This window comes from Achromobacter semiaridum, from assembly GCF_053543755.1.
In genome coordinates, this window is the sequence record NZ_JBLVOL010000014.1 from 31,996 (window position 1) to 51,028 (window position 19,033).

16 protein-coding genes are annotated in these 19,033 nt (G+C 66.7%); 9 read left to right on the forward strand and 7 right to left on the reverse strand.

All coding sequences use genetic code 11. The features are described from left to right. On the forward strand, nt 1–2,061 hold a 2,061-nt coding region (locus tag ACNPP0_RS04085), incomplete at its 5' end, for a sensor histidine kinase (RefSeq protein ID WP_448705080.1). A 65-nt stretch (nt 2,062–2,126) separates the two neighbouring features. On the opposite strand, the gene ACNPP0_RS04090 is transcribed toward ACNPP0_RS04085, so the two are convergent. The 3 genes from ACNPP0_RS04090 to dsdA are packed head-to-tail and all read right to left on the reverse strand — an operon-like array spanning nt 2,127 to nt 6,087. Continuing rightward, a complete protein-coding gene (locus ACNPP0_RS04090; RefSeq protein WP_448705081.1) occupies nt 2,127–3,680 on the reverse strand; it encodes an amidase in 1,554 nt (517 codons plus the stop codon). 11 nt (nt 3,681–3,691) lie between these two features. Continuing rightward, on the reverse strand, nt 3,692–4,678 hold the full coding sequence (locus ACNPP0_RS04095; protein ID WP_332611061.1) for a Bug family tripartite tricarboxylate transporter substrate binding protein: 987 nt from the start codon (nt 4,676–4,678) through the stop codon (nt 3,692–3,694). A gap of 2 nt (nt 4,679–4,680) precedes the next feature. Then, nucleotides 4,681–6,087 carry a D-serine ammonia-lyase gene (gene dsdA / locus ACNPP0_RS04100; RefSeq protein WP_448705082.1) on the reverse strand — a complete coding sequence of 469 codons (1,407 nt, stop codon included), beginning with the start codon at nt 6,085–6,087 and terminating at the stop codon, nt 4,681–4,683. 134 nt (nt 6,088–6,221) lie between these two features. On the opposite strand from dsdA, the gene ACNPP0_RS04105 reads away from it, so the two are divergent. Continuing rightward, on the forward strand, nt 6,222–7,145 hold the full coding sequence (locus ACNPP0_RS04105) for a LysR family transcriptional regulator (protein WP_448705083.1): 924 nt from the start codon (nt 6,222–6,224) through the stop codon (nt 7,143–7,145). Nucleotides 7,146–7,181: 36 nt separating this feature from the next. Here ACNPP0_RS04105 and ACNPP0_RS04110 read toward each other — a convergent pair whose 3' ends face one another. The 4 genes from ACNPP0_RS04110 to ACNPP0_RS04125 all read right to left on the reverse strand — a co-directional run bounded on the left by ACNPP0_RS04110 (nt 7,182) and on the right by ACNPP0_RS04125 (nt 10,683). Further along, the gene (locus ACNPP0_RS04110; RefSeq protein ID WP_448705084.1) at nt 7,182–7,928 is read right to left on the reverse strand and encodes a hypothetical protein; all 747 of its coding nucleotides are present in this window, start codon (nt 7,926–7,928) and stop codon (nt 7,182–7,184) included. Nucleotides 7,929–8,009: 81 nt separating this feature from the next. Continuing rightward, nucleotides 8,010–8,957 (reverse strand): NAD(P)-dependent oxidoreductase, encoded by a 948-nt coding sequence (locus ACNPP0_RS04115; protein ID WP_332611066.1) that lies wholly within the window; start codon nt 8,955–8,957, stop codon nt 8,010–8,012. Further along, a complete protein-coding gene (locus ACNPP0_RS04120; protein WP_332611069.1) occupies nt 8,954–9,637 on the reverse strand; it encodes an RraA family protein in 684 nt (227 codons plus the stop codon). The genes ACNPP0_RS04115 and ACNPP0_RS04120 overlap by 4 nt, the downstream gene beginning before the upstream one ends. A gap of 77 nt (nt 9,638–9,714) precedes the next feature. Beyond that, on the reverse strand, nt 9,715–10,683 hold the full coding sequence (locus ACNPP0_RS04125; protein ID WP_332611070.1) for a Bug family tripartite tricarboxylate transporter substrate binding protein: 969 nt from the start codon (nt 10,681–10,683) through the stop codon (nt 9,715–9,717). A gap of 233 nt (nt 10,684–10,916) precedes the next feature. Between ACNPP0_RS04125 and ACNPP0_RS04130 the strand changes: the two genes are divergently transcribed. The 7 genes from ACNPP0_RS04130 to ACNPP0_RS04160 all read left to right on the forward strand — a co-directional run. Next, complete coding sequence (locus tag ACNPP0_RS04130) at nt 10,917–11,582, forward strand: IclR family transcriptional regulator (protein ID WP_082134407.1); 666 nt, start codon at nt 10,917–10,919, stop codon at nt 11,580–11,582. Between the two features lie 384 nt (nt 11,583–11,966). Then, nucleotides 11,967–13,406 carry a M81 family metallopeptidase gene (locus tag ACNPP0_RS04135; protein WP_448705085.1) on the forward strand — a complete coding sequence of 480 codons (1,440 nt, stop codon included), beginning with the start codon at nt 11,967–11,969 and terminating at the stop codon, nt 13,404–13,406. Between the two features lie 57 nt (nt 13,407–13,463). After that, complete coding sequence (locus tag ACNPP0_RS04140; RefSeq protein WP_332611073.1) at nt 13,464–15,047, forward strand: ABC transporter substrate-binding protein; 1,584 nt, start codon at nt 13,464–13,466, stop codon at nt 15,045–15,047. A gap of 35 nt (nt 15,048–15,082) precedes the next feature. Next, nucleotides 15,083–16,018, forward strand: coding sequence for an ABC transporter permease (locus tag ACNPP0_RS04145; protein ID WP_332611075.1), 936 nt, complete (start codon nt 15,083–15,085; stop codon nt 16,016–16,018). A 19-nt stretch (nt 16,019–16,037) separates the two neighbouring features. After that, complete coding sequence (locus ACNPP0_RS04150) at nt 16,038–16,949, forward strand: ABC transporter permease (protein ID WP_448705086.1); 912 nt, start codon at nt 16,038–16,040, stop codon at nt 16,947–16,949. 9 nt (nt 16,950–16,958) lie between these two features. Then, on the forward strand, nt 16,959–18,032 hold the full coding sequence (locus tag ACNPP0_RS04155; protein WP_448705087.1) for an ABC transporter ATP-binding protein: 1,074 nt from the start codon (nt 16,959–16,961) through the stop codon (nt 18,030–18,032). An 11-nt stretch (nt 18,033–18,043) separates the two neighbouring features. Beyond that, on the forward strand, nt 18,044–19,033 hold a 990-nt coding region (locus tag ACNPP0_RS04160; protein WP_448705098.1), incomplete at its 3' end, for an ABC transporter ATP-binding protein.

Genomic DNA, 19,033 nt, shown 5'->3' on the forward strand with positions numbered 1-19,033 from the left:
GCGCCCCCCCGCGACCTGGTGTTCATGCTGCTGTCCGCCGCCATCATTACTGAAATCCTGTACAGCATTTCGTACCAGGGCCTGCTGTACCGCTATGTGGTGACAGGCGGCGGCGAAGTGGTGCTGCGCGCGCCCAGTGTGCTGGGCACGCTGGCGGCCACGGTGTTTGGGTTCTCGGTCATGCTGTTCGCCGATCTGCACCGGGTGCGGCTGTGGCGCTGGGTGTACGGCGTGCTGATCGCCGTCGGGCTCGCGGGCTCGGTCTGGGCGGCGTTTGGCGAGTATCGCGCCAGCGCGCAGGCGCTGGTCGGGCTGGTCTTCCTGTGGGGGCTGGTCTGGCCCATTTCCATGGCCGATGGCTGGCGGCGCGGGCATGCCAACGCGCGCATCTTCCTGCTGTCGTTCGCGGTGTACTGCGCCTGCCTGTTCCTGCGGCTGGCATTCATCAACGGGCTGCTGCCCGGCCGGTGGGAAGGCGGGCCCGAGGTGGCGTGGGATTTGTTGTCGGTATCGCTGATGCTGGCCGTGTTGGTGCACGGCCGAACGCGCCAGCATCGGCAAGAAAAGCTGGCCATTGAAGCGGAGCTGACGCAGGCGCGTGAACGCGAGCACCAGCGGCTGGATTACGCCGTGCGGGAACGCACGCAGGCCTTGCAGGAAGCGTTGATTCAGGCCGACGAGGCCGGACGTGTGCGCCAGGACTTTCTGGCGCGCATCAGCCACGACCTGCGCACGCCGCTGACCTCGATCATCGGTTTCGCCGATCTGATCCAGGCGGGCGGGCGTGACGATGCGCCGCGCGGCGCCATCATTCGCCGCAGTGCCGACCACATGCTGGGCATGGTGAACGACCTGATCGATTACGCGGCCGGCGTCGGCGGCCAGGCGCTGCGCGTATCGCCGGAATACGTGCACGCCTTGCTGGATGCCGTGGCCAAGGAATCGGCGCCCATTGCCGCCCGCCATAACAACCAGTTTGTATTGCGCGTGTCGGACTCGGTACCCGCCGTGTTGGAAATGGACGGCAAGCGCGTGCGGCAGGTGTTGTCCAACCTGATCGACAATGCGGCCAAGTTCACCCGGGGCGGCGTCCTGACGCTGACGGCCGACTACACCGTGGCTGGCCCTGCCGCTATCGACGCAGCGGGGCAGTTGGTGCTGTCGGTGCGCGATACGGGTTGCGGTATCGCGCCGGCCGATCGCGACCGCATCTTCGAACCGTTCCACCGGTTGGCGGCCGCGGATAACCAGCCGGGGGTGGGGCTGGGCCTGGCCATCGTCCAGCAATGGGTGCAGCGCATGGATGGCGATATCCGCGTGGAAAGCCACGTGGGGCTGGGGACCTTGATCAGCGTGACCTTGCCGGTCAGGAAGATGGACGAGTCCCGCATCTCGCATCACTACATCGCCGCCGCCCCGCATGTGCTGCCGACGCTGGACGGATCGGGCAAGCATCTTTGGCTGGCCGAGGATACGCCCGAGATCCGCGAATTCCTGGTCGAGGAACTGGCCAGCATGGGTTTTCAGGTGGACAGCGAAGCCGATGGCCGGGGCATGGTGGCGCGCATCCAGGCGCAGGACGCACGGCGCCCCGACTTGATCCTGACCGACCACCGGATGGAAGGCGTGGATGGCTCGGTAGTGCTGGCGGCGGCCCGCGCGCGCTGGCCGGACCTGCCGGTGGTGGCGGTGTCGGCCACGCCGCACGACACCTTGGCCTTGGGCGGCGCGCGTTATGACGCCAGCCTGCTCAAGCCCATCAGCCTGGTCGAGCTGCGGCATGTGCTGGGCCGGCTGTTGAACCTGGCGATCAAAGCCGTCGGCGACGAAGGCGAACCCGCATCGACGCCCACGCTTGCCCCGCGTTTGTCCGGCGCCGAGCTGACGCAGCTGCAAGTGCTGCTGGATAGCGGCGCCATCTCTGACCTGATCGACTGGTCGCGCGCGTTGCAGGCGCGCGATGCGGCGTTCAAGGACTTTTGCGCGGCACTGCAACGGATGGCGAAACAGGGCGACATCGGCGCGATTCGCAAGCTGTGCGACACCCTGCGCGCCGGCTGAACCACAGAGGACGGCGCGCAAAAGGCAAAGGGGCCGGTTGCCCGGCCCCTGCGTGACGCGTCGGCTTACACCGCCGACACGCTGCCCGTTGGTTTGCCCGCTGTTGTAGCGGTGGCCGCGGTGGTGGCTGTTGCCACATCCGGCGGCACGGTCACGATCGATGTCAGCGACGGGTTGGCGGGCGTCAACGCCGCCAGGTCCGGACGCGGGCGTTGCAAGTCCGCGTTCCCGGCAAAGGCTTGTTCCATGCCTTGCGCCGCCGCCAGCACCTCGCGGTCGCCGCGAAAGCGTCCGATGATCTGCATGCCGAACGGCATGCCCAGATGGTCGCGGCCACAAGGCAGCGTCAGGGCCGGGTGCGTGGTCAACGTCACCACATACGTCAGCGCCAGCCAGCGATAGTAGTTTTCCTGGCGACGGCCGTTGATGGACTCGGCGTACAGCTGCGTCCACGGAAACGGCGACACCGGCGTGGTGGGCGACAGGATCAGGTCGTAGTCGTCAAAGGCTCGCTGGAAACGCTTGATCAGGCGCGTCTGTTCGGCTTGCGCCCAGGCGCAGTCCTTCAGGCTCATCGCGGCGCCCATTTCGAAGTTGGCGCGGCTGTTGGGGCCCAGGCTGTCTGGGTCTTTTTCGTAGGCGTCGCGCATGCCCGCCACGAAGGCCTCGGCGCGCAGCACGTCAAAGCAGCGGTGGGCCTCGCCGAAGTCCAGGTCGATGGGATCGCAGGCCGCGAACAAATGGCGCATGGCGGCGATCTTCGCGCGGAAGGTGGCGCGGATGCCGTCATCCACATCGCAATGGCCGAAGTCTTCGGTGTAGGCCACGCGCAGGCGGCCCAGGTCGGCCGTGCCCGGCGTCAAGAATTGCAACGGGTCCAGCGGGTAGCTCAGCGGGTCACCGGCGTCGGGCCCGGCGCTGGCCGCCATTTGCAAACACGCGTCCGCCACCGTGCGGCCCATCGGGCCGACGACGGAAATCGGCGTCCAGCCCAGCAGCTTGCGCACGCTGGGCACCACGCCGGGCGATGGCCGAAAGCCCACCACGCCGCACTTGGATGCCGGGATGCGCAGCGAGCCACCGGTGTCCGACCCCGTGCAGACCGGGAACATGTCGCTGGCCAGCGCGGCGGCCGAACCGCCCGACGATCCGCCGGCATTCAAATTGGGGTTGAACGGGTTGCCGGTCGCGCCCCACACGGTGTTGCGCGAGTTGGCGCCCGCGCCCATTTCCGGCACGTTGGTCTTGGCGGTGACGATGGCGCCGGCGCGGCGCAGGCGCGCCACCAGCGTCACGTCTTCGGTGGGAACGTGGTCGCGATAGATCTGCGAGCCAAAAGTGGTCAACAGCCCGGCGGTGGGCTCCAGGTCCTTCACGCCCAGCGGCAGGCCGTGCAGCAAGCCCAGCGCGTCGCCCGCCATCACCGCCTGTTCGGCGGCGCGGGCTTCCACGCGGGCGCGCTCGAACGCGGTGGCGGTGACGGCGTTGATGTACGGGTTGACCGCTTCGATACGCGCAATGCACGCGTCCAGCAATTCCACCGGCGAAAGCTGGCGCGCGCCGATCAGGCGCCGCAGCTCAACGGCCGACAGCGAGACGAGGGAATCGTCCAGGGTCATGAATACTTCCTTCAATCGATTTTGATATTGGCGCGCTGCGCAACGTCGCGCATCTGCGGCAGTTCCTTCTGGATCAGCGCTTCGCCTTCGGCCGCGCTGGAGAACGCGGCTTCGAAGCCCTGCGCTTCCAGGCTCTTGCGCACGTCGGGCGACGCCACCGTGGCGCGCAGGGCCGTCTCAAGCTTGGTCTTCACGTCGGCGGGCAAACCGCGCGGCGCCGTGAACATCAACCACGTATCCATGGCGACCGACGGGTAGCCCTGTTCGGCAAAGGTCGGTACATCGGGCAGGAAGGCCGAACGCGTGGGGGCCGAGATCGCCAGCACGCGCACCTTGCCCTGCTTGCTTTGCGGCAGCGCGGCCGCCACGGTGTCGACCGAGAACGGGATCTGGCCGCCGATCAGGTCGGTCATGGCGGGGGCGCTGCCCTTGTAGGGCACGTGAATCATCTTGATGCCGGCCGCCGACAGGAAGGCCTCGCCCACGAAATGCGCGGTGGTGCCCGCGCCGAACGAACCGTAAGCCGGCGGTTCCTTGTCGCGCGCCTTGGCGTAGGCGACCAGTTCCTTCAGGTCCTTGACCGGCACCTGTGGGTTGGCCAGCAGCGCCAGGCCGGTGCGGCCGACGATGCCCAGCGGTTCGAAGCTCTTGACCGGGTCGTACGGAAGCTTGTTCTGGATGGCGGGGTTGACCGTGAAGGTGGTGCCCGAACTGACCAGCAGTGTGTAGCCATCGGGCGCGGCCTTGGCCACATAACCGGCGCCGATCGCGGTGCCCGCGCCCGCGCGGTTTTCCACCACCACGGTCTGGCCCAGTTCCTGGCCCAGCTTTTGCGCGATGACGCGGCCCAGCACGTCGGTGGCGCCACCGGGCGGAAAGGGCACCACCAGGGTGACGGGGCGGGTGGGATAGCCGGTCTGGGCGGCGGCCGGGGCCGAGGCGGCAAGGGCGCCCGCCAGGGTGACACCAAGGGCAATCAAGGCAGTCTTCATGGTCATGCTCAACGAGAGTGGTGGAGAGAAGGCGCTTGTGTCGGCGCCTGAGGGTCGGCCGCGAGTCGTTGCCCGCGGCTCAGGAATTGCTCATATTCTTCGGCCGGCACAAACAGCCCGCCCGTGGTCCAGGCCAGGTGCGTGGCGCGCGGCAGGTGCGGCAGCAAGCCGCGTCGGCGCAGCCACTGTTGGCCCGCGACGCTGCCCAGCAGATGGCGCGGGCCGGAAAAGCCCGCTGCCGCCGAGGGCTCGATGTGTAGGCCTTCGCTGTCATGCAAGCGCGCCAGGTCACCGTAAAGGGTGTCGTCAGCCACCGTGTAGACGCCGGCCAGCAGGTCACCCACGGCGGCGTACGCCAGGTCCGACGCGCGCGGCACGGCCAGGCCATCGGCCTCGGTCTGATTCGTCAGGCCAATGTCATAAACCGACGGCGGCACCGGCATGCCGGGCAGTTGGCCATTGCCGGCCATCATGCGCAGCAGAAAGCACGGCGACTGGACCGGCTCGGCAAAGAAGCAGTGCACGTGCGCGCCGAACAGCAACGACAAGCCAAAGGCGATGCCGCCGGGCGCGCCGCCCACGCCGCAAGGCAGGTAGACGAAGAGCGGATGCTGGGCGTCCACCACGATGCCGGCTTGCGCCATCTGCTCGCGCAGCGCCAGCGCGGCCGCCGCATAGCCCAGGAACAGCGAGGCCGAACGTTCGTCGTCCACGAAGTAACCCTTGGGGTCGGCTTCGACCTGACGGCGTCCGGCCGCCACGGCTTTTTCATAATCGCCAGGATGTTCGACCACCTCGACCCCGCGCGAACGCAGCCGGGTTTTTTTCCATTCCTTGGCATCGGCCGACATGTGCACGGCAGCGCGAAACCCCAACGCCGACGCAATCACGCCGATGGACAAACCCAGGTTGCCGGTTGAGCCCACGGCCACCTGGTATTCCGAGAAACAGGCACGGGCCTCGCGCGAGGCCAGCTTGACGAAGTTATCGCCGGGGGCGATCAGGCCGCGTTCCAGTGCCAGCTTTTCAGCGAATTCCAGCACTTCATGGATGCCGCCGCGCGCCTTGATCGACCCCGCCACGGGCAACGCGTGATCGGCCTTGATCCACAAGCGCCCCGATGCGTGGGGCAAGCCCAACGCGCCCTGCATGGCGGCGGCTTGCAGCAACGGTGATTCGATGACACCGGCCGTGGCTTGCAGCTCTGGAAATAGTTGCGCCAGCAACGGCGCGAAGCGCGTGAAGCGGTCCTGCGCGGCTTGCACATCGGCCAGGCTGAACGGCGCAACGGCGGGCGCGGCCACGGACGCGGCAACGGGGGCAACCCCCACGGCCGGACGCGTCCACAGCACGGGCCGCGCCGCGCGCAACGCCTGCAAGGAAAGGGACGAAACAGAAGCGGGGGACGGGATCATGACTGCGCTTGCCTAAGGGGGGACGTCAAGAAGACGTCATCGAACGGTCACATCCTAGGCTGGCGCTTAGCGTTGCTGCAATATGAATTGATAGAATTGTCCGTTGCGTTTTGCGCAAACCGAGGGCAAACCCCATGAACCCCCAGATCCTGCAAGAAATGGCCATGCGCTACTTCCTGGAAGTGGCGCGTTGCGGCTCCGTCAGTGTCGCGGCCGAGCGGCTGGAAGTGGCGCCGTCGGCCGTCAGCCGCCAGATCGCCCGGCTGGAACGCGAGCTGGGCACCTTGCTGTTCGAGCGCCGCTCGCGCGGCATGGCGCTGAACGCCGCCGGCGAATTGCTGGCCGCGCACGCCAAGCGCGCGCAGCAGGATGTGGACCGTGTGACCGGCGAAATCATGAGCCTGCGCGGCCTGCGCCAGGGGCTGGTGCGCGTCGTGTGCACCGAGGGGTTCGTGCATGACGTGGTGCCCGCCGCCATCGCGGAATTTCGCAAGCAATACGCGGGCATCCGCTTCACGCTTGACGTGTGTTCACAGCGCGAAGTGCCGGTTCGCGTGCGCGACGGCGCGGCCGATATCGGCATCACGCTCAGCCTGACCTCGCACCGCGACGTGCGCGTGGAACTGCGCATGCCCGCGCCCGTGCGCGCGGTGGTGGCGGCGGGCCATCCCTTGGCCGCGCAATCCGAAGTGTCGCTGGCGCAATTGATGGCGTATCCGCTGGCGTTGCCCGACGCCGATTCCACGCTGCGGCAATTGATCGACATCAGTTGCAGCCGCCAGCAGTTGCAGTGCGAACCGGTGTTCTCCAGCCGCAGCGTCGATGCGCTGGTGGCGTTCGCGGGGGCGGGCGGCGGCGTGGCGTTCTGCGGGGAACTGGCGATCCGCTATCGGCTGCGCGGCAAACAGGTGGTGGCCGTGCCGCTACGCGACCGCGAAATGAACGAACGCCACTTTGAAGTCCAGACGCTGGCCGGGCGCGTGCTGCCCGAGGCCGCCAAGGCGTTCATCGCCAGCCTGCGCGCGCAGCTGGAATCCGAGGGCGGGGTGGTGGACTGATGCGTGGTGATCGATGCGCGGTGATCGATGCGTGGATCAGCGCGCCACACCATCCCGATATGCCACCGCCACCATCGCCGCGGCCACGAACGTCATCACCGCGAACAGCACGACATATACGGCGGTCCACAACAGCCCTTCATTCGTGGCGTAGTGCAGATACTCCGTCAGCGCGCTGTGGGCAAAGCCGCCCAGGCTGACCAGCACGGCCAGGGCCAACACCAGCGGCCAGCGCGGATACGGCATGGCGGCGCGGATTCCGCGCAAGCCTGCGTCGCCCGTGACGGCGGTGCGCGGCAGGCTCAAGGCCAACACCGCCACGCAATACAGCACCGGCAGCCACACCACCAGCACGGCCGCGGCCAATGCCGCAAGGAACGCGTTGGTGTCCGGCCCGTTCATCATCATGTAAAGCACATAGGGCAGGTCGCCCGTAGCGCGTGCGAGTATCGCGACGATCAGCACCAGCACGCCGAACACCACCAAGTGCCGCGCCTCGGCCGAGCCGCCGCGCGCCGCATCGGGGTTGGCGCCGCCGCCCAGCACCACAACGCGATGCCAGGCGAACGTCACGCGCGCGAACGCGATCAAGTTGACCGGCGCCAGCAGCAAATACAGCCCACTACCGGTCCAGGCCAGCGACGCGGCCAGGATGGCGAAGGGCAGCGACACCAGGAACGCCGCCAACGACCACGGCGCGGCGGCCAGCATGGCGCGCCCCTGATGACGGATGGCGCCGGCCGTGGCCGAGAAGTATCGACGTGCACTGAATGTTTGCGACAAGGCGGCGCCTGCTTGAAAACAAAGGGGCTTCGTTTATACCGCACGCGGCGCCGTGGCTTCGTCCGGGCGCGGCGCCGTGGCTTAAACCGCCGCCGCGCTGCGGGCCAATACCGCCAGTACGTTGCGCGCCGCCGCCACGCCCATGTTCACGTAGGCCGCGCTGGTCACGCCGCCGATGTGCGGGCTGAGCAGGATGCGGGGTTCCTGTTGAAACGGGTGTGCCGCCGTCATGGGCTCGACGGCAAAGCTGTCCAGGCCGGCGGCCATCACTTGACCGCTACGCACGGCGGCCAGCAGCGCGGCTTCGTCCACCAGGCCGCCCCGCGCGGTGTTCACCAGGATCACGCCGGGGCGGCATTGCGCCAGCGTGTCGGCGTTGACCAGTTGATGGTTGTCGTTCGTCAGCGGGCAGTGCAAGGACACGGCATCGGACTCCTGCCAGATGCGTGACAGCGGCACGGCCTCGATATAGGGCGGCAGGTCTTGCGCATACGGGTCGTGGCCGATGACGCGCATGTTCATGCCGTGCGCCATCGCCGCAAAGCGCCGGCCGATGGCGCCCAACCCGATCAGGCCGATCGTCTTGCCCTCCAGCTCCACGCTCTTGTGCGTGGCCTTGTCCCAATGGCCGGCGCGCATGCGTGCATCCAGCGCCACCACCGACTTGGCGCAGGCCAGCAGCAGCGCCAAGGCCTGCTCGGCCACGGCGGCCGCGTTCGCGCCTGCCGCCGCCACCACCTCGATGCCGCGTTGCGCGGCGGCGGTTTTGTCGATGGTGTCGGTGCCGCTGCCGTGCTTGGAGATCACGCGCAAGGACGGCGCGGCGTCCATCGCGGCGGCGCCGACCTTGCTGTAGCGCACGATGATGGCCACCGGATCATGCTGGCGGCACAGCGCCACGATGTCATCTTCCGACGGCGTCTTGCCCGCGTAGACGATGTTGAACCCGTCCAGCAGCGTCAGGGCGTCGGGGGCCAGGTCGGCGGCGGTAACGACAAGCGCCGGTTTGTGCGAAGCAGGTGAAGTCACAGCGCCTCTCCTTCCTTCAGCACGCCGGCGCTGCGCAGCGCGGCCGTCAACCACTTGGCTTCGGTGTCGCCGGCCTGGATGGCGGCGATGCGGGCCGCTTCGTCGCGCACTTTCTTTTCGGCGGCGGGCAGCAGGGCTTCGATTTTTTCGCGTTCCACGACCACCACGCCGTCAGCGTCGCCAATGATGAAGTCGCCCGCGTTGACGGTTACGCCGCCCACCGATACGGGGTGGCCGATGCGGCCGGGCACGTTCTTGGTCGGGCCGTTGGGGTTGGCGCCTGCCGCGAACACCGGATAGCCCATCTCGATGATTTCAGTGGTGTCGCGCGCCGCGCCGTCGATGACCACGCCGGCAATGCCCAACTGGCGGCAGGCGGTCATCATGATGGTGCCCATCAGCGCGGCGCTCAGGTCGCCCTTGCCGTCGATCACCAGCACGTCGCCGGGCTTGGCCAGCGAGATGGCCGCGTGAATCATCAGGTTGTCGCCGGGCCGGACCTCGACGGTGAACGCGGTGCCGGCCAGCTTCATGCCGGCCTCCAGCGGCCGGATGCGGCCACTGAGCGCACCACGGCGTCCCGCCACATCGGCCAGGATGGCGGGCTGCAACGACGCGGCGCGGCGCACGATGTCGGCCGGAACGCGGGGAAAGTCTTTGATGATGTCGGGGTTTGCCATGGGAATTCCTGTCTAAAGCAGACGATGTTGAATGCGGGTTTTCTTGCCGGACGGGGCGCCCTGGGACCCCCCGGGGCTTACTCGACGCGGGCGCCGGAGTCCTTCACGATCTTTCCCCAGCGGATGCGGTCGTCATGGATCAGCTTGGCGAACTGTTCCGGCGTGCTGGTCAGCACGCGCGCGCCTTGTTCCTGGTATTTCACGGTCAGGTCTTGGGCTTGCAGCGCCTTGTTGAATTCCGCATTCAGGCGCTGCACGATGTCCTGGGGCACGCCGGCCGGCGCGGCCAGGCCGAACCACGTCACGGCCTCGAAGCCGGGGTAGCCGCTTTCGGCGATGGTGGGCACGTCAGGCATGTCGGGCACGCGTTGCGCCGAGGTCACCGCCAGCGCGCGCATCTTGCCGTTGCGCACGTGGCCGATCAGCGTGGGCACCGACGACAGGTACATATCGATCTGCCCGCCGATCAAATCGTTGGACGCCTGGGCGGCGCCCTTGTACGGCACGTGCGTCAGCTTGATGCCGGCGGCGTTCTGCAACTGCACGGCGGCCAGGTGAGCCACGGTGCCGTTGCCCGAGCTGGCGTAGTTCAGTGCTTCGGGCTTGGCGCGCGCGGCGGCGATCATGTCCTTGAACGATGTCAACGGCGAGTTGGCCGGCACCACCAAGACGAGCGGCGCGTCGGCGATCAGGCCGATGGCGGACAGGTCTTTCTCGGGGTCGTAGGGCAGCTTGGCGTACAGCGTGGGGTTGATGGCCAGGTTGCTGGTCTGGCCCAGCACCAGCGAATAGCCGTCTGCCGCCGACTTCGCCACCGCGTCCACGCCGATATTGCCGCCGGACCCCGGGCGGTTTTCCGTGACGATGTTCCAGCCGGTGTTTTTGGCCACCTTCAGTGCCGCCTCGCGGGCCAGCACGTCGGTGCCCCCTCCGGGCGGGAAGGGGACGATCAGGCGGATGGGTTTGTCGGGGTAGCCCTGGGCGGCGCTGATACCCGCCACGCAGACGAGCGCCAGGCCCGACAACACGCGCGCAATGACTTTCATGATTTGTCTCCAGTCGTTGTTTTGATCCGCGCATTGTGCGAGGGTGTTCCGCACAATACAATCCGGGTTCGCAGTACGAAACACGTTTCGTATAGCGGTCAACGGAACGGACAAAGGGGCGAGGCGTGAACGACGACGGCAATGACGGCAATCGCAATGACGGCAACGAAAGCCTGCAAGCAGAAAACGACGCCGGCGGCGCCGAGGAGGGGGTGGTTGCCGTCCGGCGCGCCATGCGCATCCTCGAAGCCTTCGGCGTGGACGACGCCCATCTGACACTGGCGGAACTGAGCCGCCGCACGGGCTGCCATCGATCCACCGTGCTGCGCCTGGCGCGCACGCTGGCCATGGATGACTACCTGGCCCAGCGGCCGGACGGCACGTGGCGGCTGGCGCGCGCGGCCGGTTGGCTGGGCGCGTGCTACCAGGCAACCTTCAACGTGCAGGAATTGGTGCAGCCCGTGCTGCGCGAGCTGTCTGGCGCTACGGGAGAAAGCGCCACGTTCTATGTGCGCGAGGGCAATCAGCGCATCTGCATGGCGCGTGTCGAAGGCCCCAAGTCCATCCGCCACCACGTGCGGGTGGGCGCGGCATTGCCGTTGAACCTGGGCAGCCCCGGCCGCGTGCTGCTGGCGTTTTCAGGCGAAGCGGGCGACGAATACGAGGCCGTGCGACGCGCCGGCTACATGATTTCGCTGGGCGAGCGCGACGCCGAAGTCTCCAGCATTTCAGCGCCGGTCTACGGCATCAACTGGACCTTGCTGGGCGCGATCTGCATCTCGGGCCCGATCTCGCGCTTGAACGAAGCGGTATTGCTGGGCCACAAAGAAGCCATTCTTTCCACGGCCAGCCGGCTGTCACGTTCGATGATGGGCGCGCGGCAAGGCGGCGCGGGTTAGGACGCGCGGCACGGCGGCGCGCGCGGCTTTTCGCGAGGCAATTCGCGCGCCGTGCATAACCTTGCGATATGTGTGCGGCCCGGCCCGGCCCGGCCCGGCTTTGCTGCCCTATCGTTTTCCCTAGCGGCAGTGCGCGTGAACGGCGCTTTCCCTGCGTTATCACGGCAAAGACCCGCACACCATAACCTTGGGTTATCCATAGGCCCACGTTAGCTATTTGTGCCGCGCCGGTGTGCCGCCGATCATCCGCTTACGGAACGCAGCGCCATGCCGAACACACGGGTGCTGACGATATAGCCGGCCTATACAAGGGGAAATGATGACGTCTTACCGGAACGCCACGGCTGCCGTGGCGCTTGCGCCAGCCTGTCCGGGAGCGCAGCCATGAAGGTCTTCTGCGCCGGTCTGGGCACCGAGACCAACACCTTCGCACCCATGCCCACCAGCCTTGCGGCCTTTCAGGAACGCGACTACTACCCGGCCGGCACGCATCCCGATTCCGTCACCTTCGCCGGTGCGCCGCTTTTCGTGGCGCGCTTGCAAGGCCGCGAAGCGGGTTGGACCCTGGTGGACGGCCTGGTGGCATCCGCGCAGCCTGGCGGCATCACCACGCGGGCCGCCTACGAGAGCTTGCGCGACCAGATCCTGGCCGACCTGCGCGCCGCGATGCCGGTGGATATGGTGTTGTTGGGCCTGCACGGCGCGATGGTGGCCGACGGCTATGACGATTGCGAAGGCGACATCCTGCGCCGCGTCCGTGAACTGGTCGGCCCCAGCGTCACGGTGGGCGCCGAACTGGACCCACATGCGCACCTGACGCCACTGATGGTCGAACAGGCCACGGTGCTGGTGCTGTTCAAGGAATATCCGCACACCGACATCCGCGAACGCGCCGAAGACCTGCTGGCCCTGTGCCTGGACGCGCATGCGGGCCGCACGCGTCCGGTCGCGGCGCTGGTCGATTGCCAGATGATCGTGCCCATGCACACCACGCGCGAACCGGCGCGTGGCTTTGTCAGCCGGATCAAGGCGCGGGAAGGGCGCGACGGCATCCTGTCGATATCGGCCGCGCAAGGCTTCGCCACGGGCGACGTGCCCGAGATGGGCACCAAGGTGCTGGTCTACGCCGATGGCGATGCCGCCGCCGCTCAAGCACTGGCGCGCAAGCTGGCCGATGAATTGATCGGCATGCGCGAGGATCTGATGGTGCCGTACCGCAGCGTGGACGAAGCGCTGGATGAGGCCTTGGCGTTTGACGGCGGCCCGGTGGTGTTGGCCGACCGCCCCGACAACCCGGGCAGTGGCGCGCCCGGCGACGCCACCTTCGTGCTGCAACGCGTGCTTGAACGAGGCGTGACGAATGTGGCGCTGGGACCGATGTGGGACCCGGTGGCCGCGCGCATCGCGTTCGACGCGGGCGTGGGCGCCGAGCTGGCCCTGCGCATTGGCGGCAAGGTCGGCCCCTTGTCCGGTGATCCGGTCGACCTGCGTTGCACCGTTCTTGCCGTGAAGGCAGAACTGGTGATGACGGGCCTGTCAGGCGCGCCGGCGCCGATGGGCGACTGCGTATTGGTGCAAGCCCAGGGCGTACAGATCGTGCTGACCTCCGTGCGCAACCAAGCCATCAACATGGATTTGTTCACACAGCTGGGCTGCGATTTATCAGCCTTCAAGATCGTGGTGGTCAAGTCCGCGCAGCATTTCCATGCCTCGTTCTCGAAGGTGGCCCGCCACATCATCTATGTGGGCGGCAAGGGCGTAGCGACGCCGGATTGGAAGACGCTGACGTATCGCAACATCCGGCTGCCGAAGTGGCCGCTTTAAGATCCTGCCGGCGCATGGCCGTCGGCAAATCCACTTTTATGACGGGAACCTAGTGCGATGAAAAACCGCCTGCTTTGCCTGATCTCGACCGCCACGCTGGGCCTGGCCTGCACCTTGGGCGCCGCGCCGGCAAGCGCGCAACCGGCCAAGACCCTGCGCATCGTGCCGCACGCCGATTTGAAGGTGCTGGACCCCACCTTCACCACCGCCTACATCACGCGCAATTTTGGCTACATGGTGTACGACACGCTGTTCGCAATGGACACGCACAGCAAGCCGCAACCGCAGATGGTCGAAAAATACGAGGCCAGCGACGACAAGAAGACGTGGACCTTCACGCTTCTGCCCGGCTTGAAATTCAGCGACGGCCAGCCCGTCACGACGGAAGATGTGATTGCATCGCTGCAACGCTGGTCCGCGCGCGACAACATCGGGCAAGCCATCACGCGCGCGGGCGGCAAGTGGGAAGCGCTGGACGCCAGCCGCTTCAAGCTGACGCTGAACCAGCCCTTTGACCTGGTGCTGGACGGCCTGGCCAAGGTGTCCAGCTACCCCGCCTTCATCCTGCCCAAGCGCCTGGCGTCGCAGCCGGCAACCAAGCCGCTGACCGAAGTGGTGGGCTCTGGCCCCTATGTGTTCAAGCGCGATGAATGGGTGCCGGGCAGCAAGATCGTGTTCGAAAAGAACCCGCACTACATCGGCCCGAAGATGGCGGCCGACGGGCTGGCCGGCGACAAGACGCCGCATATCCCGCGCGTGGAATGGCGCGTGCTGCCGGACTCCAACAGCGCCACCGCCGCACTGACCAACGGCGAAGTGGACATGATCGAGCAAGCGCCCGCCGACTACATCGACGCGCTGAGGGCCAACAAGAACGTCAAGATCGGGGTGATGGAGCGCGCGCAGGGCTACATCATTCTGAACCAGTCCATGCCGCCGTTTGATAACCCGAAGGCGCGTCAGGCGGTGGCGCATCTGGTGGATCAGGACAAGTTCACGGCGGCCATGGGTTACCCGGACGACCTGCGCATGAAGTACTGCGCCACGGTCTTCATCTGCGGCGGCCCCAACGACAGCACGGCGGGCGCGGCGCCTTACGCCAAGCCGGACCCGGCGCTGGCCAAGAAGCTATTGGCCGAAGCCGGCTACAAGGGCGAAAAACTTGCCATCCTGTTGCCGACCGACCAGGCCTATTTAAATTCCGCGACGCTGGTCGCCATCCAGGCCTTGCAGGACATCGGCGTCAACCTGGACATCCAATCGATGGACTGGGCCACGCTGACCGCACGCCGTGCCCGCAAGGAAACGCCGGACAAGGGCGGCTGGAACATCTTTCTGTCGGCCGCGTCCGAGTTCAACGTGGACTCGCCGATCAGCAACACCTATCTGGGCGCCGTGTGCGGCAACAGCCTGCCGGGCTGGCCGTGCGACAAGAAGCTGGACGAACTGCGCGAACAGTGGATTGCCGCCACCAGTTCAGACGAGCGCAAGCGTGTGCTGGATCTGTTCCAGGAACGGGCGTATGAGGTCTTCCCCGTCATTTCCATCGGCCAGTATTCGCGGGCATTCGCCGCGCATAACAGCCTGAAGAACGCGGACAAGATCTGGAGCCTGCCAAACCTCTGGGTGCTGGACAAGTAATCCAGCGGCCGCCGTTACCGATACGCGAGACAACTATGGGCTACATCATTCGGCGCGTGCTTGCCATCGTGCCCGTCATGGCGGTGGTGGCAGTGATCGTGTTTCTGCTGATCCACCTGTCGCCCGGCGACCCGGCGGCGCTGATCGCCGGGGACTTCGCCACCGCCGAGGACATCGCCAAGCTCCACACCGCGCTGGGTCTGGACGAGCCCTTGTGGCGGCAGTTCGGCCTGTGGGCCGCCAAGCTGATGCAAGGCGACCTGGGCACGTCGATCTTCACGCAAGTGCCCGTGACGCAACTGCTGTCGCAGCGGGTCGAGCCCACGTTGTCCATCGCTGCCATCACCATGCTGGTGTCGATCCTGGTGGCGGTGCCGCTGGGCGTGTTGGCCGCCTATCGCGCCGGCACCTGGATCGATCGCCTGGTCATGCTGTTTTCGGTGCTGGCGTTTTCGCTGCCGGTATTCCTCGTGGGCTATCTGCTGATCTACGGTTTTGCGGTCAAGCTGCAATGGCTGCCGGTGCAGGGCTATGTCAGCCTGTCCAACGGTGTGGGGCCGTGGCTGCGCAACCTGACGCTGCCGTGCATCAACCTGGCGCTGGTGTACATCGCGCTGATCACGCGGATGACGCGGGCCACCGTTGTCGAAGTGCTGCACGAAGACTACATCCGCACGGCGCGCGCCAAGGGCCTGGCGGTGCTACCCGTGCTGGAGCATGCGTTGCGCAACGCCGCCATTCCCATCGCCACCACCGTGGGGGTGGGCATTGCCTTGCTGATCGGCGGCGTCGTCGTCACCGAAACCGTGTTCGCCATCCCAGGCATCGGCCGGCTGGTGATCGACGCTGTCCAGCACCACGACTACCCCGTCATCCAAAGCGTGCTGCTGATTTCGGCGGGCGCCTACGTGCTGATCAATCTGTTGATCGACCTCAGCTACCGGCTGTTCGATCCGCGTATCCGTTATTGAGCCGTCGCGGGATAGAGCCATGTCAGAAAATTCGATTTCTTCCAACGCGCCCGCCGTGCCCGCAGCCCCCATCCTGCTGCACGAGGCCCTGACGACCAGCGGCCGGCGCTGGCGTTGGGTGCGCAAGCACCCCACATTGATCATCGGCCTGGTGCTGCTGCTGATCGTGGCGGGCCTGTCGATCGCCGCGCCGTGGATCGCCACGCACAACCCCATCACCATCAACCCCTTGCAGCGCCTGAAACCGCCTTCAGCCCAGCATTACTTCGGCACGGACGCGATGGGCCGCGACGTGTTCAGCCGCGTGGTGTGGGGCGGGCGCGTGTCGCTGGTCGTGGCCATCGTGGTGGCGTTGGTGGCCAGCCTGGTCGGCGTCGTGCTGGGGCTGCTGGCGGGCTTTGTCCGCTGGGCCGACGCCATCATCATGCGCATCATGGACGGCATGATGGCCATTCCCGACATCCTGCTGGCCATTGCGTTGATGGCCGTCATTCGCGCCAGCCTGACAACGGTCATCATCGCCATCGCGATTCCGCAGGTGCCGCGCGTGGTGCGGCTGGTGCGCTCGCTGGCGTTGACGCTGCGCGAGCAGCTGTACGTCGAGGCGGCGCATGCCATCGGCACGCGCCTGCCGGTGATTCTGCGCCGGCATGTGCTGCCCAACATGGTGACGCCGTTGGTAGTGCAGGCCACCTTCATCGCCGCCACCGCCGTGTTGACCGAAGCCGTGCTGTCGTTCCTGGGCGTGGGCGTGCCGGCCCAGGTGCCCAGCTGGGGCAACATGATGGCCGACGCACGCAACTACGTGGCGGTGGCCTTCTACACCATTCTTTACCCCGGCATTCTGCTGGCCATCACCGTGCTGGCCATCAACCTGATGGGCGATGGCCTGCGCGATGCGCTGGACCCGCGCCTGACCAATCAACGCTAGGAGGACGCCATGGCCCTATCCCCCGCCAACGCCGTTGCCCCTGGCGACGTGCTGCTTGAAGTCGACAACCTGCGCACCTATTTCGATACCGTCTCGGGCACCGTCCGGTCGGTGGACGGCGTGTCGTATCAGGTGCGTGCGGGCCGCACGCTGGGCGTGGTCGGTGAATCCGGCTGCGGCAAGAGCGTGACGGCGCTGTCCATTCTGCGGCTGGTGCCGACGCCGCCCGGACGCTTTGCGGGCGGGCAGATTCGCTATCGCGGCACTGACCTGCTCAGCCTCACGGAAAAGCAGATGCGCCAGATCCGAGGCAACCGGATCTCGATGATTTTTCAAGAACCGATGACGTCGCTGAACCCGGTGCTGACCGTGGGCAGGCAGATTGCCGAGACGGTCATGGTGCATCAGAAGCTGAACCGCCGCGACGCCTACCGTCGTGCCGAAGAGATGCTGCGCCTGGTGCAGATTGCCGAGCCCGAACGCCGCGTGCACGAATACCCGTATCAACTGTCCGGCGGCATGCGTCAGCGCGTGATGATCGCGCTGGCGCTGGCCTGCAACCCCGAAGTGCTGATTGCCGACGAGCCCACTACCGCGCTGGATGTGACCATTCAGGCGCAGATCGTGGATCTGCTGCGCAACCTGCAAAAGACGCTGGGCATGGGCATTGTGTTGATCACGCACGACCTGGGCGTGGTGGCGGAATGCTGCGACCGCGTGGCGGTGATGTACGCCGGCCGCAAGGTGGAAGAGGCGCCGGTAACGGAACTGTTCGACCGTCCCTTGCATCCGTACACCCGCGCGCTGATGGGGTCGATGCCGTCCATGAACGCCGCCACGCAACGCCTGGCCGAAATTCCCGGCATGGTGCCCGCGCCCAGCGAACTGGGCAAAGGCTGTAGCTTTGCGCCGCGTTGCACCTACGCCACGCCGCGCTGTCACGTTGAGGCGCCCCAGCTATCCACGCATGGCGTCGATCATGTGGTGGCTTGCCATGAAGTGGCGCGCGTGGCGGCGCAACCCGGCCTCCTGGCCGCAACTGCCGTGGCGCCCGGCGCCACGCTGAACGGAGTTCAAGCATGAGCGCCCATCCCATGCCGCCTGTTGTTGCATCGACGGCACCGTTGCTGGACGTGCGCGACCTGAAAATGCACTACCCCGGCGCGGGCGGCTGGTTCAAGCCGCGCCGTAAAGTCGTCCAGGCGGTAGACGGCGTGTCGTTCAGCGTGGCCCGTGGCGAGACGCTGGCGCTAGTCGGCGAGTCAGGCTGCGGCAAGACCACTACCGGCAAGTCGGTGTTGCGGCTGATTCAGCCCACGTCGGGTTCCGTCAAGCTGGAAGGCGAAGAAATCCTGGCGCTGACGCCGCAGCAGATGCGCAACCGGCGTCGCGACATGCAGATCATCTTTCAGGACCCCTATGCGTCCTTGAACCCGCGCATGACGGCGGGCGATATCGTGGGCGAGCCGCTGCGCAACTACCCGATGTCGGGCGGCCGCGCACGCGTGGACGAGCTGGCGTGGCTGTTCGACAAGGTCGGCCTGCGCCCCGAAGCCATGAAGAAATTCCCGCATGAATTCTCGGGCGGGCAACGCCAGCGCCTGGGCATTGCGCGCGCGTTGGCGCTGCGGCCCAAGCTGATCGTCTGCGACGAGCCCGTGTCCGCGCTGGACGTATCGGTGCAGGCGCAGGTCATCAACCTGCTGATGGACCTGCAACAAGAGATGGGCATCGCCTATCTGTTCGTGGCGCATGACCTTGCCGTGGTGCGTCACATCAGCCATCGCGTGGCGGTGATGTACCTGGGCCGCATCGTCGAAGTGGCCGACCGCGACACCTTGTTCTCGCAGCCTCGGCATCCGTACACCGAGATCCTGCTGTCGGCCGTGCCGGTGCCCAATCCGCACAAGCCCGCGCAGCGCAAGCTGTTGCAAGGCGACCCGCCCAGCCCCGCGAACCCGCCCAGCGGCTGTCGCTTTCATACGCGCTGCCCGCTGGCGCAACCGATCTGCCGGGAGACGCAACCCGCGCTGACGGAACGGCCCGTGGCGTCGGCCCCCCGCCAGCAATGGGTGGCGTGCCAT